Genomic DNA, 24,359 nt, shown 5'->3' on the forward strand with positions numbered 1-24,359 from the left:
CCTGAGCCCCGACAGGGGCGCGAGGAACTGCGCGAACAACCACGACGCACCCGCACGTGCCTGCCCGCGGGCCCGTGGGGGCCGAGCGCGCAGTTCCCCGCGCCCCTGACGGGGCTCAGGCCGAACACCCCAGGGGCGCGAGGAACTGCGCGAACAACCACGACGCACCCGCACCCGCCCGACCGCGACCCGGCGGGAGCCGCCCGGCGGGAGCCGCCCGGTGGCAGCCGCTAGCGGGGCGGCACGGCGGTCGCGTAGGCCGACAGTTGTGCCGACACGCTGTCCAGCAGCATGTCCAGCGCCGTCGGATACGCGCTGGTGACCATCCGGGTCGCCAGCAGCGGCGCCGCCTCCGCGATCCGCGGATGCGTCGCGCGCGGCAGCCGGGCGTACGTCGAGCGCCAGACCGCCTCGTCGGCCCGCAGGGTCGCGCTCGGCAGGGCCAGCGACGCCGAGTCGAGCGCCGCGAACGCGAGCGTCTGGTCGATGAAGGCGTGATAGATCCGCACCGTGTCCGGGACCGGGAACCCCGCGCTCCGCAGCACGTCGAGGACGGCCTCGTCGGCGGCCAGTTCGTGGACCCGCCCGGTGACCCGGCTGGTGGTCAGCAGCGCGGCCTGCGGATGGGCGACGTACGCGGCATGGATGCGCAGCCCGATCTCCCGCAGGTCCGCGCGCCACCGCCCGCTCGGTTCCCAGCCGTCCAGCGCCTGCCCGATGAGGGCGTCGCCGATCGCGAGGGTCAGGTCGTCCATGCCGCGGAAGTAGCGGTAGAGCGCGCTCGGGTCGCAGTCGAGCGCGAGGCCCAGGCGGCGGGCGGTGAGGCCGGCGCTGCCGTGCTCGCGCAGCATCCGCAGCGCGGTCCCCACGATCAGGCGCTCCGAGAGCACGACGCCGCTGCGGGTGGGCCGTCTGCGCCGCCGCTTCTCCTCCGGTACGACCTGTTTGGGCACCGCCCCTCCTCGGATTCACCCGCTGTCGCCAACTCTTATGCCAACGCGATTGACCTTACGCCACCCCGGGCATTGCATCGAGGTCGAAGCGAAGCAACCGGAGGAAAGGAGTTCTCGCCATGCGTGTCCTGCTCGTGGGAGCCGGCGGGGTGGGCAGCGCGATCGCCCGGATCGCGGCGCGCCGACCGTTCTTCGAGGCGATGGTGGTCGCCGACTACGACCGGGGGCGGGCCGAAGCCGCCGTCGCGGCCGTCGGCGACGACCGGTTCACCGCGGAGCGGGTGGACGCGAACGACCGGGCGGCCGTCGGGGAGCTGCTGACCCGGCACGGGTGCGACGTCCTGCTGAACGCGACCGACCCGCGGTTCGTGATGCCGCTCTTCGAAGCGGCCCGCGGCGCCGGGGCCAACTATGTCGACATGGCGATGTCGCTGTCGCATCCGCACCCGGAACGTCCGCACGAGGAGTGCGGGGTCAAGCTCGGCGACGACCAGTTCGCGCAGGCCGACGACTGGGAGAAGGCCGGGGCGCTCGCCCTCGTCGGCATGGGCGTGGAGCCCGGCCTGTCCGACGTCTTCGCCCGGCACGCGGCGGACGAGCTGTTCGACACGATCGAGGAGATCGGCGTCCGCGACGGCGCGAACCTGACCGTGGACGGCTACGACTTCGCCCCGTCGTTCTCCATCTGGACCACGATCGAGGAGTGCCTGAACCCGCCGGTCGTGCACGAGGCGGGCCGCGGCTGGTTCACCACCGCGCCGTTCAGCGAGCCGGAGGTGTTCGACTTCCCGGAGGGCATCGGGCCGGTCGAGTGCGTCAACGTGGAGCACGAGGAGGTGCTGCTGATCCCCCGCTGGATCGACGCGGGCCGCGTGACCTTCAAGTACGGCCTCGGCACCGAGTTCATCGAGACCCTGCGCACCCTGCACCTGCTCGGCCTGGACCGCACCGAGCCGGTCACCGTGCCGGGCCCCGACGGACCGGTCGCCGTCTCGCCCCGCGACGTCGTCGCCGCCTGCCTGCCCGACCCCGCGACGCTGGGCGAGCGGATGCACGGCAAGACCTGCGCGGGCACGTGGGTGCGCGGCACCAAGGACGGCGCGCCGCGCGAGGTGTACCTGTACCACGTGGTCGACAACCAGTGGTCGATGGCGGAGTACGGCTCCCAGGCGGTGGTGTGGCAGACCGCGATCAACCCGGTGGTGGCGCTGGAACTCCTCGCGACCAGCGCGTGGACGGGCAGCGGGGTCCTCGGCCCGGAGGCCTTCCCGGCCCGCCCGTTCCTGGACCTGCTGACGGAGTACGGCTCTCCGTGGGGGATGCGGGAGCAGTAGGCGCACCGACCCCACCTCGGCGCCGCGCGGGAGGCCGGGCAGACAGGAGGCCGGGCGGACGGGAAGCAGGGCGGGCGGGGTCAGACCGGGGGCGGCGTCGGCGCCCCGTCAGGGTCCGGCGCCGCCGCCGGTGCGCGCGAGCCGGGCAGCCGGAGGGTGAACACCGCCCCGGCGCCCGGCTCGCTCGCCGCCTCGGCCGTGCCGCCGTGCGCCGCCAGCAGATGGCGCACGATCGGCAGGCCGAGACCGCTGCCCCCGGTACGGCGGCTGCGGGACTTCTCGGCGCGCCAGAAGCGGTCGAAGACCTGCGGCAGGTCCTCGGGCGCGATGCCGCCGCCGGTGTCCGCGACCGTCAGCACGACGTCGTCGCCGTCGCGGCGGGCGCCGAGCGTGACGGTGCCGCCCGCGGGGGTGTGCCGCAGCGCGTTGGAGACCAGGTTGCCGAGCGCCTGCCGCATCCGTACCGGGTCGGCCGCCAGCCAGGGCGTGCCCGACACCTCGGTGACCAGGGTGACGTCGGCGGCGTCGGCGGCCACGCGGTGGGCGGCGGCCACCTGGCCGAGCAGTTCGTCGGCGCGCAGCGGCTCCGGGTGCAGCCGCAGGGTGCCGGCGTCGGCGGCCGCGAGGTCCTGGAGGTCGTCGATGACGCGCTGGAGGACGACGGCCTCCTCGTGCAGCGAGGCGAGCAGCGCGGCGTCCGCCTCGACGACGCCGTCCCGGGTCACCTCCAGCCAGCCGCGGATGTTGGTGAGCGGGCTGCGCAGCTCGTGGGCGATGTCGCTGACCATCGCCTTGCGCTGGGCCTCCAGGCGCTCCCGGCGCTCGGTGAGGTCGTTGAACGCCTCGGCGAGGATGCCGGTCTCGTCCCGGGTGGTGACCGGTACCCGCACATGGCGTTCGGGCGGCTGCTGGGCGGCCGCGGTCAGGGCGCGCAGCGGCCGTACCAGCCGGGTGGCGATGACGGCGGTCACGGCGACCGTGACGGCGAGGACCAGCCCCGCGGCGCCGACGATCTTCGCCTTGTTCGCCGGTGACATGTCGAAGCGGGGCCCGGTGCGGTCGCCGCCGCCCAGGAACAGCTGGGCCACGGGGGCGACGTAGGGATCCAGCTGGGCACGGCGGGCGCTGTCCGCGCAGGCCTCGGCCCGGCGTTCGGCGGCGGCGTCGCCCTGGCGCGCGAACTTTCCGAGCAGCACCTGGTCGTCCTGGCCCTGCGCCCCGGGCTCCATCCAGAGCATCACCGGGACGTGCGGCAGGTGCTGTGCGTCCAGGCAGGCGTTGACCCGGCCGTTCAGGTCGGTCAGGGCCCGTGTCTCCGTGCGGGTCGGGGTGTTGAGCCTGCCGTCGGCGCAGGCGTCGGGGACGTAGTCCGACAGCGCCGAGCCGTCGGGGCGGGTGAGCACCGGGCGGCCGCTGGGGGTGCGCTCGACGGCGGTGGCGATGCCGTTGTCCCGGAAGCAGCGCTGCCGCCGCCCGGCGAGCGCGTCGAGCGTCGCGCGTTCCTTCGCCGTGACGCGGTACGGCCCCACCGCGCGCGGGTCGATGCCGCTGAGCTGGGCCCCGGGTTCGGTGTAGGTGTCGCTGTGCAGCGGGTCGACGGTGGCGGCGGCGCCGGTGGGCAGCGGGGTGCCGCGGGACGCGGAGTCGGCGATCAGGGTGCGGTCGGCGGTGGTCAGCGCGATGCGCCTGCCGGTGCTCGCGGCCAGGGCACGCACGGTCGGCGCGACCCCGCGCCAGTCGCGGTGGGTCGCCGCGTAGCCGCTGAGGCGGGCCACGATGTCCATGTCCTGGGCGAGGTCCTGGCCCTGTTCCTCCCGGATGGCGCGGGTGGTCGTCGCGACCGCCAGCCAGGCGGTGGCCGCGACGGAGCACACGGCGATCAGGGCCGAGGCGAAGAGCAGCCGGACGAGCAGGCGCTTGCGCAGGGGTATGCGGGGGCTCACCCGCGGCCGCCGCTCAGTTTGTAGCCGACGCCGAAGACCGTCAGCAGGCGCACGGGGCGGCGCGGGTCGGCCTCGGTCTTCTTGCGCAGGTTCATGATGTGGACGTCGACCGCCCGTTCCGTGGACGACCGGTCGGTGCCGCGGGTGCACTCCAGCAACTGCCGCCGGGTGAAGACCCGTTCGGGTTCGGCTGCCATCGCGAGAAGGATCTCGAACTCGGCCGGGGTGCACTCCACCGCGACCCCGTCGCAGCGCACCTCGTGCCGCACCGGGTCGACCTCGATGCCCGCGGCCCGTACGGCCGGGTCGCCGCGCCGCCCGTCGGCGCCACGACCGCTGCGCCGCAGCACGGTGCGGATGCGGGCCATCAGCTCACGCGGGCTGTAGGGCTTGGTCATGTAGTCGTCGGCACCGAGGTCGAGGCCGCGCAGCAGGGCCTCCTCGTCGGCGCGGGCGGTGAGCATCAGCACGGGCAGGTCGGCGCGGTGCGGGCCGTCGCCGCGCAGCGCCCGGCACACGCCGAAGCCGTCGAGCACCGGCAGCATCAGATCGAGGACGAGCAGGTCCGGTCCGAGCCTGCGGGCGGCGTCGAGGGCGGCCGCGCCGTCGTGCACGACGGCGGCGGTGTGCCCCTCGGCGAGCAGGGACCGGCGGATCAGCTCGGCCTGCATCGGGTCGTCCTCGGCGACCAGTACATGTGCGCACACGCGGCGGAATCCTAAGCGGTCGGGGGACGGCGGTGCTCCTGGGTTCTCGCCTGCGGGCCGGTGGGGCCGTTCGCGCGGCTCCCCGCGCCCCTTCGAAGGCCGGCCGTCGCCTGCCTAAGGGGCGCGGGGAACCGCGCGATCAGCCGCCGCGGACCCGCACGCGACCACCGAGGAGCCGGCGCGTCCGGTGCCGGACTGGCGGACGGCGGTCAGCGGGCGAGGGCTGCCGCGTCCCCCATGACCACGACCGGACGGGCCGCCGGGTCGAGGGCCCTCAGGAGTTCCTTCATGTGCCGCTCGGAGACGCTGACGCAGCCGTGGGTGGCCCCGCCGTGGTCGACGTGCAGCCAGATGCCGCCGCCGCGGCGCGCGCCGAGCGGGCGGGTCCAGTCGAGCGGGGAGGTGCCGGGCTCGCGGTTGTAGTCGATGGCGACGACGTAGTCGAAGGACCCGGCGAGGGACTCCCCCTCGAAGCCCGTGCCGGGCGAGTGGAAGCCGTAGGAGTGGTGGTACGGCAGCCGGCTGCCGGGGTCGGCGAGCAGTCCGCCGGCGTCGGAGAGCGTGTAGACCCCGATCGGTGAGCGCAGGTCGCCGTCCATGTGGTGGTCGGTCCAGCCCTTCAGGGCGTTGTGCGCGGGCCAGCTCGCGCCCGCCTTCCAGTCGGCGCCGGTGCGCCGGTAGAGCACGACCGTGGAGTCCGGGGAGTTCTTCCCGCGGCCGGTGACCACGACGGCCTGCCGGGTGGTGGCGGGGACGCGGGCCAGCGTCGCGGGGCCGAGGCCCGGTATCCCCCGGGGCGCCTCCGTGGCGGACGGGGTGGCCGACGGGGCCGCGGGCTGCCCGTGGGCGGGCGCCGGCGCGGTGCCCGCCGCGTCGCCCGGGAGCACCGCCGCCCCGCTGCCGCATCCCGCGAGGGCGAAGGACACGGCGAGCAGGGCGGCGGGGGACGTGCGTCTGATCATGAGTCGACCTTGACCGGCAGTTGTCAGGAAGTCGTCAGGGCACGGCACCGGATCGGCGGCGCCGCACCGGCGCGGACCCGGCCGGAACCCGGCTGCGCCCCGGCCGGCGCACAGCCGCGCATCCCGGCCGGGGCGCAGCCGCACATCCGGCGCACCCCCGGGCCGGGGCCCTGTCGTCACATCCCGCCTGCCCGCCCGCGGCAGGCCTAGGCCTGGCTCGGCTTGCCCTTCGTGTACAGCCACGTCTGGAACAGGCTGTCGAGATCCTTCCCCGATACCCGCTCGGAGAGCCGGACGAACTCCTCCGTCGTGCCGTGCCCGCCCCGGTGCTGCGTCGCCCAGGTGCGCAGGATGCGGAAGAACGCCTGGTCGCCGACTGCCGTGCGGAGTTCGTGCAGGGCCATGGCGCCGCGCGCGTAGACCGGGGTGCCGAAGATGTTCTCGCCGCTGCCGGGGTCGGCGGGCGGGTAGGCCCACAGGTCGTCGCTCGCGGGGCGGGCATAGAGCTTGTCGAAGGTCTTCTGCGCGGTGGCGCCGCCGTGCTGCTCGCTGTAGAGCCACTCGGCGTAGGTCGCGAAGCCCTCGTTGAGCCAGATGTCCTTCCAGGTGGTGAGGGAGACGGAGTCGCCGAACCACTGGTGGGCGTTCTCGTGGACGAGGGTGGCGAGGTCCGGTGCCGAGTCGTAGAGCGGTCGGCCCTGCGTCTCCAGGGCGTAGCCGACGTCCGCGTGGTCGACGATGGACCCGGCGGCGCGGAACGGGTAGGGGCCGAACAGCTTGCTCTCCCACGCGAGGACCGACGGCAGCTTCTTGAGCACGGGGGCGGCCTTGGTGGCCTCGCGCGGGTCGACGGCGTTGTAGACCTGGATGCCGTCGCGGGTGGTGTATCGCTCGATGTCGAACTTCCCGATGGTGGCGGTGGCGAGGTAGGCGGCCATCGGCTCGGACTGGCGCCAGCGGTAGGTGGTCTGCCCGTGCGCGGTGTGCTTGCCGAGGTAGACGCCGTTGGAGACGGCGGCGCGGTTCGACGGCACGGTGATGGTGAAGTCGTACGACGACTTGTCCAGGGGGTGGTTGTTCGCGGGGAACCAGGTCATCGCGCCCTGCGGCTCGCCGGCGACGAAGGCGCCGTCGTCGGTGCGGATCCAGCCGTCCGCGGAGCCGTCGGGGTCGGTGACCTGCTTCGGGGTGCCGTTGTAGGCGACGGTGACCTTGAACTCCTGGCCCTTGTCGAGCGCGTGGTGCGGGGTGACGATCAGCTCCTGCCCGTCGCGCCGGTAGGCGGCCGTCGCCCGGTCCACGGTCAGGCGGGTGATCTTCAGGCCCTTGAAGTCGAGGTCGAAGCGGGTCAGGCGTTCGGTGGCGCGCGCGGTGATGACGGCGGTGCCGTCCAGGTGCTTGGCGGACGGCTCGTAACGGAGCGTCAGGCCGTAGTGCAGCACGTGGTAGCCGCCGTTGCCGGCCAGCGGGAAGTACGGGTCTCCGGCGCCGGCGGTGCCGGTCGTCCCGGCCGAGGCGGGGCTCGCGGCGGCGAGCAGGGCGGCGACGGCCACCGGGACGGTCGCGGCGACGGCGGGGCGGCGAGGACCGGCGGCGCGTCCGGCGGTCTGCCGACGGGGTGACATCACGTGCGCTCCTTGGGGGGGTGGCGAATGATCAAACGCCCACAGACTAGGCGTCCTTGCCACCCGAAAGCCGTCAGTACACGGTCAAGTTACGTGGCGTCACGAGGCCGGTCCGGTCACCGCGCGTAGGCTCGGGCCGCGTGGACGCCCCTGTCCGCGACCCTTTCTCCCCCGTCCGACGGAGGCCTCCCATGCCCGTCCGCGTGCGCCGGATCCATGAACCGCCCGAGCCCGCGGACGGGGTCCGCGTCCTGGTCGACCGGCTGTGGCCGCGGGGCGTCTCCAAGGCCGCGGCGCACGTCGACGAGTGGCCCAAGGGCCTCACGCCGTCGACGGAGTTGCGCCGCTGGTACCACGCGGGCGAGGGGTCGTACGACGAGTTCGTACGGCGTTACGAGGCCGAGCTCGACGCGCCCGAGGCCGCCGAACTCCTGGATCATGTCCGGGAGTTGGCGGCCTCGGGGCCGGTCACCCTGGTGACCGCGGTGAAGGAGCCGGAGCGCAGCCACGCCTCGGTGCTGGAGCGCCTGATCGCGGGGTGACGCGCGGCCGGCGTGCGGTGGCTCGCGGTCGCCCTGCGGTGACGCGCCGCCGACGCGCGGCGGCCCTCAGCCGAGGTGTGGCGGCGCTGAGCCGCCCTGCGGTCACGGGCGGCCGACGTGCGGCGGCGCTCAGCCGACCTGCCGTGCCGCCGCCCGGCCCGCCGCGCGGCCCGAGAAGAGGCAGCCGCCGAGGAACGTGCCCTCCAGCGCGTTGTAGCCGTGCACGCCGCCGCCGCCGAAGCCGGCCACCTCACCGGCCGCGTACAGCCCCTCGATCGGCGTGCCGTCGGCACCGAGGGCGCGCGCGTCGAGGTCGGTCTGGATGCCGCCGAGCGTCTTGCGGGTCAGGACGTGCAGCTTGACGCCGATCAGCGGGCCGGCCTCCGGGTCCAGGATGCGGTGCGGGCTCGCGACCCGGCCGAGCCGGTCGCCGATGTAGCGGCGGGCGTTGCGGATGCCCTGGACCTGGGAGTCCTTGCTGTACGGGTTCTCCATCTGGAGGTCGCGGGCCTCGATCTGACGGCGCAGCGCCTCCGCGTCGAGGAGCGGCTTGTCGGTCAGCCCGTTCATCTTCTCGACGAGCTTCTCCAGGGTGTCGGCGACGACGAAGTCGGCCCCGTTGCGCAGGAACGCCTGCACCGGCTCCGGCGCGCCCTTGCCGAGCAGGCGGCTGCGCAGCACGGCCCGGCGGTCCTTGGCGGTGATGTCCGGGTTCTGCTCGGAGCCCGACAACGCGAACTCCTTCTCCACGATCTTGCGGGTGAGGATGAACCAGGAGTGGTCGAAGCCCGCGATGTCCTCGGTGGTGCGCAGGTGCTTGAGGGTGCCGAGGGTGTCGTAGCCGGGCAGGCACGGGTCGGGCAGGCGGCGGCCGAGCGCGTCGAACCAGAGCGAGGACGGGCCGGGCAGGATGCGGATGCCGTGGCCGGGCCAGATGGGGTCCCAGTTCTGGATGCCCTCGGTGTAGTGCCACATGCGGTCGCGGTTGACCAGCCGGGCGCCGGCCTCGGCGCTGATGTCGAGCATGCGCCCGTCGACGTAGGCGGGCACGCCCGTGACCATCTCCGCGGGCGGGGTGCCGAGCCGTTCGGGCCAGTAGCGGCGCACGATGTCGTGGTTGGCGCCGATGCCGCCGGAGGTCACGATCACGGCCTGCGCGGTCAGCTCGAACTCGCCGGCCTCCTCGCGGTTGGAGGAGACGCCGCGCGGGGAGTCGTCGGCGGCGAGCAACGTGCCGCGCACGCCGCACGCGACGCCGTCCTGGACGACGAGTCCGTCGACGCGGTGGCGGTGGTGGAAGGTCAGCAGGCCGTCCTGTTCGGCCTGCCGGGCGTGGTTCACGAACGGCTCGACGACGCCGGTTCCGGTGCCCCAGGCGATGTGGAAGCGGGGCACGGAGTTGCCGTGGCCGTCCGCGCGCAGGTCGCCGCGCTCGGCCCAACCGACGGTCGGAAGCAGCGAGATGCCGTGGCCGGTGAGCCAGGAGCGCTTCTCGCCGGCCGCCCACTCGACGTAGGCGCGGGCCCAGCGCGAACCCCAGGAGTCCTCGTCGTCCAGACGGTCGAACTGCGCGCTGCCCTGCCAGTCGTTCCAGGCCAGTTCCAGCGAGTCCTTGATGCCGAGGCGCCGCTGCTCCGGCGAGTCGACGAGGAACAGCCCGCCGAAGGACCAGAACGCCTGGCCGCCCAGGTTCTGGGCGTTCTCCTGCTCGACCAGGGCGACCCGCTTGCCCCGGCTGGTGAGTTCGTGCGCCGCGACCAGCCCGGCGAGGCCCGCTCCGACGACGATGACGTCCGCGTCCATGACGACCCTTTCCCTTCCTCGGTCCTTGATGGCTCGATGACCCGATTGCCCGATGACTCGATTGCTTGATGACTCGATTGCTTGATTGCTCGGCGGCTCGACTGCTCGATCCGCGTGATCGCGATCAGTGCCCGGTGTCCGTGCGCGCGCCCTCGGTGAGCAGCGCGGTCAGCAGTTGTCCCAGCCAGGCGCGGGCGCGCTCCACGTCCTTGTCGAGGAGCAGCTGGGTGGTGACGCCGTCGTAGGCGGCGATCACGGCGTGCGCCGCCCCGTCGGCGCCGCCGAACACGGCGGGCAGCGCGGTGTGCCCCTGGGCCCGGCCGAGCCGCTCGGCGATCGCGCCCCGCAGCCGGGAGCGGTGCTCCAGCAGGGTCCGGGCGATCTCCGGGTCGCGCGCGGCGTGCACCAGGAAGTCGGTCTTCACCAGCAGCCAGTCGAGGTCGAGCAGGAGCACCTCGGTGACCCGGTCGACGGCGGCAGGCACGTCCAGGTCGGGGCCGTCCAGGGCGAGCGCCCCGGCCACCTGCTCGGCGATCACGTCGGCCCGCTGCCGGTAGAGGGCGAAGAACAGCTCGTCCAGGGTGGCGAAGTTGGAGTAGAAGGCGCCTCTGCTGTAGCCGGCGGCCTCGCAGACCTCCTCGATGGAGACCCTCCCGAAGCCCTTGGCGGCGAAGACGTCGAAGGCGGCGTCGAGCAGCTTGGCGCGGGTACGGACGCGCCGCTTGGTGACGCGCCCCGGCGTCGCCGCTGCCGCCTCGCCCGCGCTCGCCGGGTGCGTCGCGTCCACCGCCATCGTCCGGTCCCATCCTCCGCCGCCTCGTCGGATACGCGAATGTATCGGATACACCGGTGTATCGAAAGGCTCCGGAAGCCCCTCGGGAGCGGTATCCACACCGCGCGAAGCAAAAGGGAACAGATTTTCGATTACGGGGTTACGCTGGACGCATGACCACGCACCTCCAGGGCTCCCTCTTCGACCAGACGGACCGGCTGCGGCTCGGCCCCCTCGACGGCGTCCGCCGCACCGAGCTGGGCGCGGGCGCGTGGATCGACGTGCTGCCGGGCTGGCTGGCCGGCTCCGACCCGCTGTTCGAACAGCTGGCCGCCGAGGTCCCGTGGCGCGCCGAACGCCGCACGATGTACGACCACGTCGTCGACGTGCCGCGCCTGCTGGCCTCCTACGGCGCCGGGGACCCGCTGCCGCACCCCGTGCTCCCGGCCGCCCGTGAGGCGCTCTCCCGGCACTACGCCGACGAGCTGGGCGAGCCCTTCACCACGGCCGGGCTCTGCTATTACCGCGACGGGCGGGACAGCGTGGCCTGGCACGGCGACCGCATCGGGCGCGGCGCCCGCGAGGACACGATGGTCGCGATCCTCTCCGTGGGCGCCCCGCGCGACCTGCTGCTGCGGCCGGTGGGCGGCGGCCCCGCCGTACGGCGGCCGCTGGGCCACGGCGACCTCATCGTGATGGGCGGCTCCTGCCAGCGCACGTGGGAACACTGTGTGCCGAAGACCGCGCGGGGCGCGGGGCCGCGCATCAGCGTGCAGTTCCGGCCGCACGGCGTGCAGTGAGCCCACCCCGCGCCCGGCCCCGGGCGGTCTGCTTTGCTGTCCCCCGACGTGCAGCCGACAAGCGGGCGGGGAGATCATGCAGGCGGACGTACAGCAGGTCGCGGACGACACCTATCTGGTGCACGGCAGCCACACCAACTGGGTGATCCTCAAGGACGGGGACGACGTCACCCTGATCGATACCGGCTATCCCGGCGACCGCGAACGGCTGCTCGCCTCGCTGGCCGAGGTGGGCGCCGCGCCCGAGGCGGTCACCGCCGTGCTCATCACGCACGCCCACAACGACCACCTCGGCTCCGCCGAGCATCTGCGCACCACCTACGGGACCCCCGTCCAGCTCCACGAGGCCGAAGTCCCGCACGCGCGCCGGGAGTTCCTCCAGCAGGTGTCCGTGGGCCAGGTGCTGCGGCAGGCGTGGCGGCCGGGCGTGCTGTCGTGGGTGCGGCACGTCATGAGCGTCGGCGGCACCGAACAACACCCCGTCGCGGCCCCGGAGGCGTTCGCGGCCGACGGCCCGCTCGACCTGCCCGGCCGGCCCGTGCCCGTGCACACCCCCGGACACACCAGCGGGCACGCCGTGTTCCACCTCCCCGCGATCGGCGCGGTGGTCTCCGGCGACGCGCTGGTCAGCGGTCACGCGACCTCGCGGCTCGCGGGACCGCAGCTGCTGCACGGCATGTTCCACCACGAACGCGAGCGCGCGCTGGGCTCGTTGGACACCATCGAGCGGCTCGACGGGGATCTGCTGCTGCCCGGCCACGGACCGGTCCACCGCGGATCGGTCCGCGAGGCGGCCGGGTTGGCCCGCGACCGGGCCAACTGAGCGCACCGGCAGGCGCAGCGCCGGGGGACGCGGCCGATCACCGCTCCCCCGACGGGACTTAGGCTTCACCCATGGCCTTGCACATCAGCGCCACCAATGCCGAGCACCCCGTGCTCCTGCTCGAACTGCCGTGGGACATACCGCTGGAGCGGTGGCCGGAGAAGCATCTGGTCCCGCTCCCGCGGGGCATCTCGCGGCACGTCGTGCGATACGCACGCGCGGGCGACGAGGTCATCGCGGTCAAGGAGCTGGCCGAGCGGCCCGCGGTGCGCGAGTACGGACTGCTGCGGGACCTGGACCGGCTCGGCATCCCGGCCGTCGACGCGCTGGCCGTCGTCACCGGGCGGGTCGACGCCGCGGGCGAGCCGCTGGAACCGGCGCTGATCACCCGGCACCTCGGCGGCTCCATGCCGTACCGCTCCATGTTCGAGACGACGCTGCGCCCGGCGACGATGCACCGGCTGATGGACGCGCTGGCCGTGCTCCTCGTGCGGCTGCACCTCGCCGGGTTCGCGTGGGGCGACTGCTCCCTGTCCAACACCCTGTTCCGGCGCGACGCGGGCGCCTACGCCGCCTACCTCGTCGACGCGGAGACCGGGGAACTGCACCCACGGCTCAGCACCGGGCAGCGCGAGTACGACCTCGACCTGGCGCGGGTGAACATCAGCGGCGAGCTGCTCGACCTGGAGGCGTCCGGGGCGCTGCACCCCTCCGTCGACCCGATCGAGTTCGGCACGGAGATCTGCGCCCGCTACGGCTCCCTGTGGCAGGAGCTGACCCGTACGTCCGTCTATCCGGCGGGCAAGCACCACTACATGGAGCGCCGGATTCGCCGGCTGAACGACCTCGGCTTCGACGTCGCCGAGATGCAGATCGACCACTCCTCGCACGGCGACACGGTCACCTTCGTGCCGAAGGTCGTCGACGCCGGCCACCACCAGCGCCAGCTGCTCCGGCTGACCGGCCTGGACGCCGAGGAGAACCAGGCCCGGCGGCTGCTGAACGACCTGGAGAGCTGGATGGCCACCCAGGACGACCGCGACGCCCGCCCGGAGGTCCTGGCCCACCGGTGGGTGCGGGACGTGTTCCGGCCGACCGTGCGGGCGGTCCCGGCCGAGCTGCGCGGCTCCATGGACGCGGCCGAGATCTACCACGAGCTGCTGGAGCACCGCTGGTACCTGTCCGAGCGGGCGCAGCACGACATCGGGCTGGACACGGCGGTCCAGGACTACATCGAGAACATCCTGCCGAAGGCGCGCGAGACCCTGGAGCCGACGGGACCGGAGTGAGGCGGCGACAGCCTGCCCCTCGGAGTCGCGTGCGCCCGCCCGGCCGCGTTCACTCGTGCGGTACGACCGCCACCGGGCACGCCGCGTGGTGCAGCACCCCGTGCGCCGCCGACCCTATGCGGGCGCCCACCGCGGTCCGGCGCGCGCGCCGGCCCACGACCATCAGCTGGGCGTGCCCGGCCAGTTCGAGCAGCACCTGGCCCGCGCTGCCCAGCTCGATGTGCTCGACCACCGGCACGTCCGGGAACCGCTCCCGCCACGGTGCCACCGCCGCGGCGAGCGCCTTGCGCTCGAAGGGTTCGAGGCCGCCGGCGTCGTCGAGCAGCTTCAGCGAGCCGGGACTGTAGGCGAAGACGGGCGGCAGGCTCCAGGCGCGCACGACCCGCAAGGTGGCGCGCCGGGCGGCGGCCGCCTCGAAGGCGAACCGGAGCGCGGCCGCGCTGTCGTCGGGCTCGCCCTGCTGGCCGACGACGACCTCGCGGCCCGCCGCCTCGGCGGAGGGCGCGTCGTCGGCGCGCACCAGCACCACCGGACGCTCCGCCCCGGCGATCACCTGCTGTCCGACCGACCCCAGCAGGAAGCCGACCACGGCACCGTGTCCGCGCGAGCCCAGGGCCAGCATCTCGGCGTCCCGCGCGGCCGGGACGAGCAGGTCGACGGGGTCGCCCTCGATCACCTCGGTGGCGACCTCCAGCGCCGGGTGCCGCTCGGTGATCTCCCGGACCGCCGCCGCGACCCCTTCGCGCACCCAGCGCGCCTGGTCCTCGCGGCCGCCCGGACGCTCGCGGCCGTCCGGGCCGTCGGCGCCGAACGCCTCGTGCCGCTCGTGGCGCCAGACGTGCACCACCCGCAGCGGCAGATCACGGCGTACGGCCTCCCGGGCGGCCCAGGCCAGCGCGGCCCGGCTCTCGTCCGAGCCGTCGATGCCTGCCGTGATCGGGCGCGTCATGGAGGGGCCTTCCGCAGTGGTCGTCGTGTGCCGCGGCCCAGTCTTCACTACGCTGCGGGCATGGCCTTGGAATGGGAGCAGGTGATCGTCGACGCCGCCGACCCGGTGGCCCTCGGGCGCTGGTGGGCGGAGGCGCTCGGCTGGGTGGTGGTGAACGACGACCCCGACGAGTTCGAGATCCGGCCCGCACCCGACCGGCTGCCCGGACTGCTCTTCGCGGACGTCCCGGAGAAGAAGACCGGCAAGAACCGCCTCCACCTGGACTTCCGCCCCGACGACCAGGCGGCGGAGGTCGCCCGGCTGCTCACCCTGGGCGCCCGCCCCGCGGACGTGGGCCAGGGCGACGAGACCTGGGTGGTGCTGGCGGATCCGGAGGGCAACGAGTTCTGCGTGCTGTCGTCACGGCGCGCCTGATCACCGGCGCGGACGCGGCAGACTTTCGAGGGCGGCAGGGCTGATCACCGGCGACGGCGCGGCAGATCACCCGCGGCGCTGCTGATCACCCGCGGCGCTGCTGATCACCCGCGGCACTGCTGATCACCCGCGGCACTGCTGATCACCGGCTGTCGCATATCCGAGCGAAGCAGGGCGATCGAACATACGATGGCCTGAACCGGCGCGGCGACGACGGGGACGCCGTGCCCTTGACCCGACCGCTCGGGGTGGGAGACGTATGGCACAGGCCGCCGATTCGGCGCGGACCGTCATCATGACCGTGGACGACGACCCGGGGGTCTCCCGTGCGGTCGCCCGGGACCTGCGGCGGCGCTACGGCGAGTCCTACCGGATCGTGCGCGCGGAGTCCGGCGAGTCCGGCCTCGAGACGCTGCGCGAGCTGAAGCTGCGCGGTGATCTGGTCGCGGTGATCCTCGCCGACTACCGGATGCCGCAGATGAACGGCATCGAGTTCCTGGAACAGGCCCTGGACGTGTATCCGGGGGCGCGGCGCGTGCTGCTCACCGCGTACGCGGACACCAACGCGGCGATCGACGCGATCAACGTCGTCGATCTCGACCACTATCTGCTCAAGCCGTGGGACCCGCCCGAGGAGAAGCTCTACCCGGTCCTGGACGATCTGCTGGAGGCGTGGCGGGGCAGCGACTACCACGCGGTGCCGACCACGAAGGTCGTCGGGCACCGCTGGTCGGCGCGCTCCTCGGACGTGCGGGAGTTCCTCGCGCGCAACCAGGTGCCCTACCGCTGGTACTCCGTGGAGGAACCGGAGGGGCAGCGGCTGCTGAGCGCGGCCGGGCAGGACGGACAGCGGCTGCCGCTGGTGATCACCCCGGACGGCACGCCGCTCGTGGAGCCCGAGGCGCCGGACCTCGCCGCCCATGTGGGCCTGGCGACGACACCCACGGCGGACTTCTACGACCTCGTGGTGATCGGCGGCGGACCGGCGGGGCTCGGCGCGGCCGTGTACGGGGCGTCGGAGGGGCTGCGCACGGTGCTGGTGGAGCGGTCGGCGACCGGCGGGCAGGCCGGGCAGAGCTCCCGGATCGAGAACTACCTCGGCTTCCCCGACGGGGTCTCCGGCGCGCAGCTCACCGGCCGGGCCCGGCGGCAGGCGACGAAGTTCGGCGCCGAGATCCTCACCGCCCGAGAGGTCAGCGCTCTGGAGGTCAACGGCGCGGCGCGGGTGGTGCGGTTCACCGACGGCTCCGAGGTCGCCGCGCACAGCGTGATCCTCGCGACCGGCGTGCAGTACCGGCAGTTGACGGCCGCGGGCTGCACCGACCTCACCGGCTGCGGGGTGTACTACGGCTCCGCGCTCACCGAGGCGTCCTCCTGCCAGGGCCAGGACGTGTACATCGTGGGCGGCGCCAACTCCGCGGGCCAGGCCGCGATGTACCTGGCCAAGGGCGCCAAGTCGGTGACGCTGCTGGTCCGTGGCGGCGACCTGTCGGCGTCGATGTCGCACTACCTGATCCAGCAGATCGAGGAGGCGCCCAACATCTCGGTGCGCACCCGCACGGTGGTGGAGTCCGCGCACGGCTCCGACCATCTGGAGCAGCTGACACTGCGTCACACCGAGTCGGGTGAGACCGAACTCGTGGACGCGCAGTGGATGTTCGTGTTCATCGGCGCCGCCCCGCTGACCGACTGGCTGGACGGCACCGTGCTGCGCGACGCGCGCGGGTTCATCCTGTCCGGGCCCGATCTGGCCGCCGAGGGCCGGCCGCCCGCGGGCTGGGAGCTGGACCGGCCGCCGTACCACCTGGAGACCAATGTGCCCGGCGTGTTCGTGGCGGGCGACGCGCGCGCCGAGTCCGCGAAACGCGTCGCCTCCGCAGTGGGAGAGGGAGCCATGGCCGTGATGCTCGTCCACCGGTATCTGGAGCAGTCGTGAGCGGGCAGGTGATGCCGTGCAGCCCGGCGGAGATCGGCTCGCTGTTCCTGTTCGAGAAGCTCTCCGCCGACCAGCTCGGCACCTTGTGCAGCGAGGGCCGGGTGGAGCGGTTCGAGCCGGGGCCCGTCTACACCGAGGGCGAACCCGCGACCTGCTTCTACGTGATGGTCGAGGGCACGGTGGTGCTGTCGCGGCGGGTCGGCGGTGACGACGTCGAGGTCACACGGACCTCGCAGCGCGGGGTGTACGCGGGCGCCATGCAGGCCTACCTCGGGGACCGGGTGCGGCAGGCCTACAACAACTCGATGCGGGTGACCGAGCCGTCGCGGTTCTTCGTGCTGCCGGCCGACACGTTCGCGCGGGTCATGAGCGAGTGGTTCCCGATGGCCGTGCATCTGCTGGAGGGGCTGTTCTTCGGGTCGAAGAGCACGCAGGCGGCGATCGGGCAGCGGGAACGGCTGCTGGCGCTCGGCTCGTTGTCGGCGGGCCTGACCCACGAGCTGAACAACCCGGCGGCCGCTGCCGTCCGGGCCACCGCGTCGCTGCGCGAGCGGGTCGCGAAGATGCGGCACAAGCTGGCCGTCATCTCCGAAGCGCCGTTCTCCCCCGAGGCGTTGAAGGGGCTGATCGAGATCCAGGAGCGCACGGCCGAGCTGGTGGCCAAGGCGCCCGCGCTCAGCCCGCTGGAGACCGCCGACCGGGAGGACGCGCTCACCGACTGGCTGGAGGACCGCGGCATGGACCAGGGCTGGCAGCTCGCGCCGACGTTCGTGCAGGCCGGTCTGGACATCGACTGGCTGGAGCAGGTCGCAGCGACGGTCGACGAGGAGATCCTGCCGAACGCGGTCGGCTGGCTCAACTACACGGTCGAGACCGAGCTGTTGATGAACGAGATCGAGGACTCCACCACCCGCATCTCGCATCTCGTCGACGCGGCCAAGCAGTACTCCCAGCTCGACCGGGCGCCCTACCGCGTCGCGGACGTGCACGAACTCCTCGACAGCACACTGCTGATGCTGTCCGCGAAGATCGGCCCGCGGATCACGGTCGTCAAGGACTACGACCGTACGCTGCCGAACGTCCCCGCCTACCCGGCGGAGCTCAACCAGGTGTGGACCAACCTGATCGACAACGCGGTCGCCGCCATGAACGGCACCGAGGGGCACGGCACGTTGACCGTGCGGACCGCGCGCGAGAACGAGCATCTGCTGGTCGAGTTCGGCGACACCGGCCCCGGGGTGGCACCGGAGATCCGTGACCGCATCTTCGACCCGTTCTTCACCACCAAGCCCGTCGGCGAGGGCACGGGGCTCGGCCTGGACATCTCCTGGCGGATCGTCGTCAACAAGCACCACGGCACCCTCCAGGTGGAGTCGGTGCCGGGCGACACCCGCTTCCAGGTGCTGCTGCCGCTCACGCCCGCGGAACCCGACCCGGCCCCCGAGGAGCCCGTATGACCAGCCAGAACGGAATCGACCCTGCGGTGCCGCCGAGCGGCACGGGCTGTGTGGAGTGCGAGGCCGCGGGCGGCTGGTGGTTCCACCTGCGCCGGTGCGCCGAGTGCGGCCACATCGGGTGCTGCGACGACTCGCCCGCGAAGCACGCCACCGCGCACCATCGCGACACCGGCCACCCGCTCATCCGGAGCTACGAGCCGGGTGAGCAGTGGTTCTGGAACTACGAGACCGACGAACTGTACGAATCGGGGCCGGAGTTGGCGCCACCGGTGAGCCATCCGGCGGATCAGCCGGCGCCGGGGCCGGCGGGGCGGGTGCCGGCCAACTGGGCCCAGACGCTCCGCTAGGTTCGGCACCTGTCCGGGCGGGATGCACCGTGCGGGTGCGTCGTGGCCGTTCGCGCAGTTCCCCGCGCCCCCATCGGGACGCCGGTCCACCCGTGCGCGCCTAGGGGCGCGGGGAACTGCGCGACCAGCCCCCACCGACCCGGCGGTCGAAATACACGGTCTGCTCGCCCCTGCGGGCCCGTCGTGGTTGCTCGCGCAGTTCCCCGCGCCCCTGACGGGGGCGCCGTCCAGCCGTGCGCGCTCAGCCTCCACCGGCCAGGTGGAAAGGCGGAGGCGGGAATGTCAGGGGGGCATGCCAGGATGGAGGCGTGTCGCAGGTCTCTCTCACTTCGCCCCTTGTCGGCCGGGACGACGAAGTCGCCCTTCTCGCAGGTGTGCTGCGGCGCGTACGGGACGGCGAGGCGCGGGCCGTGCTGGTCGCGGGGGACGCCGGGGTCGGCAAGAGCCGGCTGCTCGGGGAGCTGGCCGAGCGGGCCTCCCGGGGCGGCGCGACCGTGCTCACCGGGCACTGCGTCGACCTCGGCGACGTGGGCCTGCCGTATCTGCCGTTCACCGAGATCCTCGGCGTGCTCGCCGCCGACGAGCGGTTCGCGAAGCTCTGCGCGGCGCATCCGGCGGCCGGCCGGCTGCTCGGCGCGGGCGCGGGTACGGAGCCGGTCCGGGACGGCGACGGACGGCTGCGGCTCTTCGAAGCCGTCGCCGGACTCCTCGCCGACGTCGCCGCCGTCACCCCGCTGCTGCTCGTGATCGAGGATCTGCACTGGGCCGATCAGTCCTCGCGGGACCTGCTGCGGTTCCTGCTCAGCCGGGGTGTGCTGCAACGCCCGGCGGGCGGCGGGCCGGCGCACCGGCTCGCCCTGTTCGCCTCCTACCGGGCCGACGACCTGCACCGCCGCCACCCGCTGCGCCCCCTGCTCGCGGAACTGGTGCGGCTGCCCGCGGTGGAGCGCCTGGAACTGCGCCCGCTGCCCGACCCGGAGGTCGCCCGGCTGGTGCGGTCGCTGCGCCAGGGCCCGCTGCCCGAGGCGACGGTGCGCCGGATCGTGGAGCGCGCCGAGGGCAACGCCTTCTACGCCGAGGAACTGCTCGCCGCCACCGACGCCGAGGCGGGCGGCGTGCCCAGCGGCCTCGCGGACGTCCTGCTCATCCGCTTCGAGCAGCTCACCGACACCGCCCAGCAGGTGCTGCGCACCGCGGCCGTCGCGGGCCGGCGGGTGGAGCACGACCTGCTGCGCGCCGCGGTCGGACTGCCCGAGGACGAGCTGGAGACCGCGCTACGCGAAGCCGTGGGGCGCCGGCTGCTGGTCCCGGGCGACGGCGACACGTACGCGTTCCGGCACGCCCTCGCCCGCGAGGCGGTCTACGCGGACCTGCTGCCCGGCGAGCGGTCCCGGCTGCACGGCACCTTCGCGCGGCTGCTCGCGGACCACGGCGGGCGCCCGGAGAACGCGGCCGAGCGCGCCCACCACTACCGCGAGAGCCACGATCTGCCGGAGGCGCTCGCCGCGTCCCTGGAGGCGGCCGGCCACGCCCAGCGGGTGGGCGCGCCCGCCGAGGAACTGCGGCACCTGGAGGCCGCCCTCGACCTGTGGACCTCCGTCGACCCCGCAGCCCGCCCCGCCGGCGAGGGCGCGGGCCGGGTCGCGCTCATGCTGCGCGCGTCGGCGGCCGCCGCGCACACCGGGCTGCCGCATCGCGCGGTCTCCCTGACCCGCGCCGCGCTCGCGGGCACCGGCCGTGACACGGACGCCGAACTCGCCGCCCGGGTGCGGTACACGCTGGCGGGCAACCTGATCGGCGTGGACAGTCTGAAGGCCGCGTTCGCGTACAGCAGCGAGGCGCTGGCGATGATCCCCGCCGAGCCGCCGTCCCGGACCTGGCTGTGGGCGGCGGCCACCCATGTCCTCGCGGCGCGTCAGGTCGGCGAGGACGCGACCGCGCTGCGCGTGGCCCGGGAGGCGCTGGGCGTCGCCGAGCGCCTGGGCGTGCTCGACGCGCAGGCCGACCTGCTGATCTCGCTGGCCGGTCTGGAGGGCGGCGGGCGGCGCACACCGGCGGGCCGGGCGCGCCTGCACGAGGCCCGCGAACTGGCCCACCGCGCGGGCAACGCGCCGGTGGAGCTGCGCGCCCTGTACAACCTCGCCGTGGGCTGGTTCGAGTCGGGGGAGCTGACGGAGTGCCTGCCGTGGCTCACCGAGGGGCTGGACCGGGCCCGTCGGGCGGGCCTGGCCTCCTCGCCGTACCCGATGGAGATGCGCTACGTCCGGCTGCTGGCGCTGTACACGCTGGGCCGCTGGGACGAGTGCGTGCGCACGGCCGCCGAGGACGCCGAGGCGCTGCCCCTGGCCGTCGGCTACACGGTGGGACCGGCGCTGTGCGTGGCGCTGGCGCGCGGCGACGAGGCCGCCGCCGAGCAGCGCGCCCAAGCCCTGCTGCAGGGCCCGTTCGACTGGATGGCCACGATGGTGGCGGGCATCGTGCTGACCGACGCGGCGGCCCTGCGCGGCGACGCCGAGGCGGCCGTGGCCCGCACGCGTACGACGGTCGAGGCGCTCACCGACGAGTCGGGCCGCCGCCCCGACCTGTCGATCCGGCTGGCGGCGCTCGCCCTGTCCGCGGTGGCCGACCGCGCCGGGGACCTGCGCCTGGCGGGCGACACGGCGGGGGTGGCGGAGTGGACCGCGCGGGCCACCGAACTGGTGGAGCTGGCGCGGGCGACGGCCGGCCGGGACGGGGGCGGCCGCCCGCAGGGGCCCGAGGGACTGGCCTGGCTGGCGCGCGCGGAGGCGGAGTGGACCCGCGCGGTGTCCGGGACCGACGCGGCGGCGTGGGAGAAGGCGGTGCAGAGCTTCGACTACGGCGACGGGTACGAGCAGGCGCGCTGCCGACTGCGCTTCGCCGAGGCCCTGTTGACGGCCGACCGCAAGGCGGAGGCGGCGGCCCAGGCGCGCGAGACCCGCGAGGCGGCCGCCCGGCTCGGCGCGATCCGGCTGCTGGCGCGGGTGGACGCCCTGATCCGCCGCGGCCGCCTCGGCGACACCGCGGCGGCCGACCGGAGCGGTCCGGTGCTCACCGCCCGCGAGCAGGAGGTGCTGCGGCTGCTGGCCCTCGGGCGCAGCAACCGCCGGATCGGCGAGGAGCTGTACATCAGCGGCAAGACGGCGAGCGTGCACGTCTCCAACATCCTCGCGAAACTCGGCGCCGCGGGCCGCACGGAGGCGGTGGCGATCGCCTACCGCGAGGGGCTGATCCCGTACCGCGAGGGACCGGCGACGCCGGAGCCGGCACCGGGCGACTGACGCGCCGCGATCGGGCAGCCGACGTGGCGCGGCACGGTGACCGAGGTGACACGGCCCGGCGGCCCGGGGATGCCCGGGCCGCCGGGCGCGTAGGTCGGCACGGCGGCGCGTCAACGCGTGTGCGCCGCCGGCGTGTTCGCCTCCGTCACGTCGACCGCCGCCCACGCCTGGTCCACCGTGCGGTACTCGGCGCTGTCCGCCCCGTACAGGTCCCCGGCCGCCTTCAGCGTCGCGAGGCGCGCGTCGTGGAAGTCGGTCGTGGAGACCATGTAGCGGGTGAGGGCCCGGTAGAAGATCGCCGTGGCCTTGGCGCGGCCGATGCCGGTCACCGTGGCGCCGTCGTAGGTGGGCGAGTCGTAGGTGAAGCTCCCGATGGTCTTCTTCCCGCTGCCCTCGGCGAGGAGGTAGAACGCGTGCGAGGAGACACCGGAACCGGCGTGCACCTCGGTGTCGTACAGCTGCGGCGACCAGTAGTCGACCGTGTGCTCCATACGGTCGAGCGAGGGGTGGTCGAGGCGGCGCAGGAACTTCTGCGACAGCCCGAGCTTCTCGCCGATGAGGTAGTTCGGCGGGTTCTTGGGGTTGTTGGCGGAGAACTCGACGTCGGAGCCGAAGACGTCGGCGAGCGACTCGTTGAGCGCGCCCGGCTCGCCGTACTGGAGGCCGTCCTCGTCGACCCGGGTGGGCTCCAGGCCCGCGGTCGCGTCGACGACTCCGTGGGTGAGTTCGTGGCCCGTGACGTCGAGGACGACGAGCGGCTTCTTGAAGTGGCGGCCGTCTCCGTCGCCGTAGAGCATGCAGCCGCAGGCCGGGTCCCACATCGCGTTGGCGATCTTCTTGCCCCAGTGGACCATCGCGCGGGCGGCCTTGCCGTTGTTCCTGATGCCCTTGCGCCCGAAGGTCTTCTTGTAGAAGTCCAGGGTCTTGACGACGCCGTACTGGGCGTCGACGGCGGCGCTGGAACGGTCGCCGACGGTGCCCGTGCCCCACTTGTTGCTCGTGCTCGTGAGCTTCTTGCCGTCCGCGAAGGACTCCGTGTACTGCCCCTTGGCGTCCCGGGTCTCGGTGCCGTAGTGGCTCGGGTCCTTCAGCTGGTAGCGGGTGCGGGCCATACGGGTGGTGGTGAGCGGCACCGTGCCCACGAAGAGCGACTTGCCGGTGCCCGCCGCGGGAGCCGGGTAGTGCGCGGCGGCGCGGGCGGCGGAGGGCGCGGCAAGTGACTGCGCGGCGAGCGACTGCGCGGCGGCGCCCGTGGAGTCCCCGGCGCTCGCGGAGCCCGTCTCGGGGTCGATCGTCTCGCCGCGTCGGCGCAGGGTGTCGAGCACACGGGGCGAGAGGAACTCGTCGTTGTCGGGGGTGTTGCTGCGGACCTCGCCGGTGGTGGCGTCGACGACGACCGTCCGGGAGGCGTTGCCCTCGGTGGTGTCGCTGTCGGTGACCGGCACCTGGTAGGCGAGCGCGGCGCCGCCGTCGCGGGCGTCCACGACCAGGTGCGCGCTGCCCGCGTCGCCCTGGGCGACGGCGGCGGCCTTGTCCTCGGCCTGCCGGGCGGTGAGCTTCGCCCGGGTGGTGGCGGGCCGGACGGTGTGGTCGGCCGCGCGGGTGACGCCGGTGTAGGCGAGGTCGCGGTCGAGGTGGACGACGAGATCGCCGCCGAGGACCGGCAGACCCTCGTGGGTACGGACGAACCGGACGTGCCGGGCGCCCTCCGGGTCGATCATGACGTCGTGGGGGTGGAGTTCGTCGCCCTGCACGACACCGGTGGCCGCCGCGTGGGCGAAGGCGGCGGCGCGGGCGGCGGAGACGACGGTGGCCGCCGTGGCGGCGGTGGACGACGCGCCGTGGCCTGCCCCCGTGGCCGGCCCGGCGAAGGCGGTGCCCGCCAGTCCGGTCGCGGCGGTCGTCACGGCGACGGCGACCGCCAAGCTGCGTATGTGCGCTCTACGCACTGATCAGGGTCCTTCGTTCACAGGCGGCCGGGATCACCAACCGCCCTGGGACATGGCGCCGTTGGGTGCCATCGGGGCTGGTCGGGCCCCGTGGGGAGAACCCTTGCGGACTAATCATGGACATGTAAAGCCCGGTTAGTCGCTTTTCTTCGCTTTCGTCGCAATACTTTGCGCATTCACGCCGCACGGTGATCAGCGGGTGACCAACTGTGCGCCGCCCGGGGAGATGTGACGGAGCGCGAGCCGGTTGCCCGGCGGCGATGTGACCCATCTCGCACACATGGACGGGAGAAGGAACCGGATGGTCCAGAGCACGGCGTCCAGCACGAGGGTGTCCCTGAGAAGACCGGCCGACGGAGACGGAAGGGACCGCGTCGACGCAGACGGACGGGACCGCGTCGGCGCAGACGGACGGGGCGGCCTCGACGGAAACGGACGGGGCCGCTTCGACGGAA

At 73.8% G+C, this 24,359-nt stretch carries 19 protein-coding genes; 10 read left to right on the forward strand and 9 right to left on the reverse strand.

What is annotated here, in order from left to right; all coding sequences use genetic code 11:
- Nucleotides 1-230 precede the first annotated feature (230 nt).
- Nucleotides 231-953, reverse strand: a complete 723-nt coding sequence (locus WN71_RS17660; protein ID WP_046585013.1) for a TetR/AcrR family transcriptional regulator — start codon at nucleotides 951-953, stop codon at nucleotides 231-233.
- A 119-nt stretch (nucleotides 954-1,072) separates the two neighbouring features.
- Between WN71_RS17660 and WN71_RS17665 the strand changes: the two genes are divergently transcribed.
- Nucleotides 1,073-2,287, forward strand: a complete 1,215-nt coding sequence (locus WN71_RS17665) for a saccharopine dehydrogenase family protein (RefSeq protein WP_046585012.1) — start codon at nucleotides 1,073-1,075, stop codon at nucleotides 2,285-2,287.
- A gap of 80 nt (nucleotides 2,288-2,367) precedes the next feature.
- Here the strand turns inward: WN71_RS17665 and WN71_RS17670 are convergent, their stop codons facing one another.
- The 4 genes from WN71_RS17670 to WN71_RS17685 all read right to left on the reverse strand — a co-directional run bounded on the left by WN71_RS17670 (nucleotide 2,368) and on the right by WN71_RS17685 (nucleotide 7,524).
- On the reverse strand, nucleotides 2,368-4,230 hold the full coding sequence (locus WN71_RS17670) for a sensor histidine kinase (RefSeq protein ID WP_046585011.1): 1,863 nt from the start codon (nucleotides 4,228-4,230) through the stop codon (nucleotides 2,368-2,370).
- On the reverse strand, nucleotides 4,227-4,937 hold the full coding sequence (locus WN71_RS17675) for a response regulator transcription factor (protein ID WP_046585010.1): 711 nt from the start codon (nucleotides 4,935-4,937) through the stop codon (nucleotides 4,227-4,229). The genes WN71_RS17670 and WN71_RS17675 overlap by 4 nt, the downstream gene beginning before the upstream one ends.
- Nucleotides 4,938-5,146: 209 nt before the next feature.
- Entirely contained in the window at nucleotides 5,147-5,899 is a 753-nt protein-coding gene (locus tag WN71_RS17680; protein ID WP_046585009.1) for a L,D-transpeptidase family protein, read from the reverse strand.
- Between the two features lie 206 nt (nucleotides 5,900-6,105).
- Nucleotides 6,106-7,524 (reverse strand): M1 family metallopeptidase, encoded by a 1,419-nt coding sequence (locus WN71_RS17685; protein ID WP_046585008.1) that lies wholly within the window; start codon nucleotides 7,522-7,524, stop codon nucleotides 6,106-6,108.
- 191 nt (nucleotides 7,525-7,715) lie between these two features.
- Here WN71_RS17685 and WN71_RS17690 point away from each other — a divergent pair, with 191 nt between their 5' ends.
- Nucleotides 7,716-8,066, forward strand: a complete 351-nt coding sequence (locus WN71_RS17690) for a DUF488 domain-containing protein (protein WP_046585007.1) — start codon at nucleotides 7,716-7,718, stop codon at nucleotides 8,064-8,066.
- 129 nt (nucleotides 8,067-8,195) lie between these two features.
- On the opposite strand, the gene WN71_RS17695 is transcribed toward WN71_RS17690, so the two are convergent.
- Together WN71_RS17695 and WN71_RS17700 are read right to left on the reverse strand one after the other, a co-directional pair.
- Nucleotides 8,196-9,869 (reverse strand): FAD-binding dehydrogenase, encoded by a 1,674-nt coding sequence (locus tag WN71_RS17695; protein ID WP_046585006.1) that lies wholly within the window; start codon nucleotides 9,867-9,869, stop codon nucleotides 8,196-8,198.
- Between the two features lie 124 nt (nucleotides 9,870-9,993).
- Entirely contained in the window at nucleotides 9,994-10,662 is a 669-nt protein-coding gene (locus WN71_RS17700; RefSeq protein ID WP_046585005.1) for a TetR/AcrR family transcriptional regulator, read from the reverse strand.
- A gap of 152 nt (nucleotides 10,663-10,814) precedes the next feature.
- Between WN71_RS17700 and WN71_RS17705 the strand changes: the two genes are divergently transcribed.
- From WN71_RS17705 to WN71_RS17715, 3 genes are all read left to right on the forward strand, one after another.
- Nucleotides 10,815-11,441 (forward strand): alpha-ketoglutarate-dependent dioxygenase AlkB, encoded by a 627-nt coding sequence (locus tag WN71_RS17705; protein WP_046585004.1) that lies wholly within the window; start codon nucleotides 10,815-10,817, stop codon nucleotides 11,439-11,441.
- A gap of 76 nt (nucleotides 11,442-11,517) precedes the next feature.
- Nucleotides 11,518-12,264 (forward strand): MBL fold metallo-hydrolase, encoded by a 747-nt coding sequence (locus tag WN71_RS17710; RefSeq protein ID WP_046585003.1) that lies wholly within the window; start codon nucleotides 11,518-11,520, stop codon nucleotides 12,262-12,264.
- Nucleotides 12,265-12,335: 71 nt separating this feature from the next.
- Entirely contained in the window at nucleotides 12,336-13,553 is a 1,218-nt protein-coding gene (locus WN71_RS17715; RefSeq protein ID WP_046585002.1) for a DUF4032 domain-containing protein, read from the forward strand.
- A gap of 49 nt (nucleotides 13,554-13,602) precedes the next feature.
- Here WN71_RS17715 and WN71_RS17720 read toward each other — a convergent pair whose 3' ends face one another.
- Complete coding sequence (locus tag WN71_RS17720) at nucleotides 13,603-14,502, reverse strand: universal stress protein (RefSeq protein WP_046585001.1); 900 nt, start codon at nucleotides 14,500-14,502, stop codon at nucleotides 13,603-13,605.
- 60 nt (nucleotides 14,503-14,562) lie between these two features.
- Here WN71_RS17720 and WN71_RS17725 point away from each other — a divergent pair, with 60 nt between their 5' ends.
- The 5 genes from WN71_RS17725 to WN71_RS17745 all read left to right on the forward strand — a co-directional run bounded on the left by WN71_RS17725 (nucleotide 14,563) and on the right by WN71_RS17745 (nucleotide 21,955).
- The gene (locus WN71_RS17725) at nucleotides 14,563-14,916 is read left to right on the forward strand and encodes a VOC family protein (RefSeq protein ID WP_046585000.1); all 354 of its coding nucleotides are present in this window, start codon (nucleotides 14,563-14,565) and stop codon (nucleotides 14,914-14,916) included.
- A 259-nt stretch (nucleotides 14,917-15,175) separates the two neighbouring features.
- Entirely contained in the window at nucleotides 15,176-16,852 is a 1,677-nt protein-coding gene (locus WN71_RS17730) for an NAD(P)/FAD-dependent oxidoreductase (RefSeq protein WP_046584999.1), read from the forward strand.
- The gene (locus tag WN71_RS17735; RefSeq protein WP_046584998.1) at nucleotides 16,849-18,309 is read left to right on the forward strand and encodes an ATP-binding protein; all 1,461 of its coding nucleotides are present in this window, start codon (nucleotides 16,849-16,851) and stop codon (nucleotides 18,307-18,309) included. The genes WN71_RS17730 and WN71_RS17735 overlap by 4 nt, the downstream gene beginning before the upstream one ends.
- Nucleotides 18,306-18,656 (forward strand): UBP-type zinc finger domain-containing protein, encoded by a 351-nt coding sequence (locus tag WN71_RS17740; protein WP_046584997.1) that lies wholly within the window; start codon nucleotides 18,306-18,308, stop codon nucleotides 18,654-18,656. The genes WN71_RS17735 and WN71_RS17740 overlap by 4 nt, the downstream gene beginning before the upstream one ends.
- Before the next feature lie 308 nt (nucleotides 18,657-18,964).
- A complete protein-coding gene (locus WN71_RS17745) occupies nucleotides 18,965-21,955 on the forward strand; it encodes an ATP-binding protein (RefSeq protein ID WP_046584996.1) in 2,991 nt (996 codons plus the stop codon).
- Nucleotides 21,956-22,065: 110 nt separating this feature from the next.
- Here the strand turns inward: WN71_RS17745 and WN71_RS17750 are convergent, their stop codons facing one another.
- Complete coding sequence (locus WN71_RS17750; protein WP_240529684.1) at nucleotides 22,066-23,880, reverse strand: M4 family metallopeptidase; 1,815 nt, start codon at nucleotides 23,878-23,880, stop codon at nucleotides 22,066-22,068.
- Nucleotides 23,881-24,359 lie beyond the last annotated feature (479 nt).

It is taken from the genome of Streptomyces mangrovisoli, assembly GCF_000974985.2.
GTDB lineage: Bacteria > Actinomycetota > Actinomycetes > Streptomycetales > Streptomycetaceae > Streptomyces > Streptomyces mangrovisoli.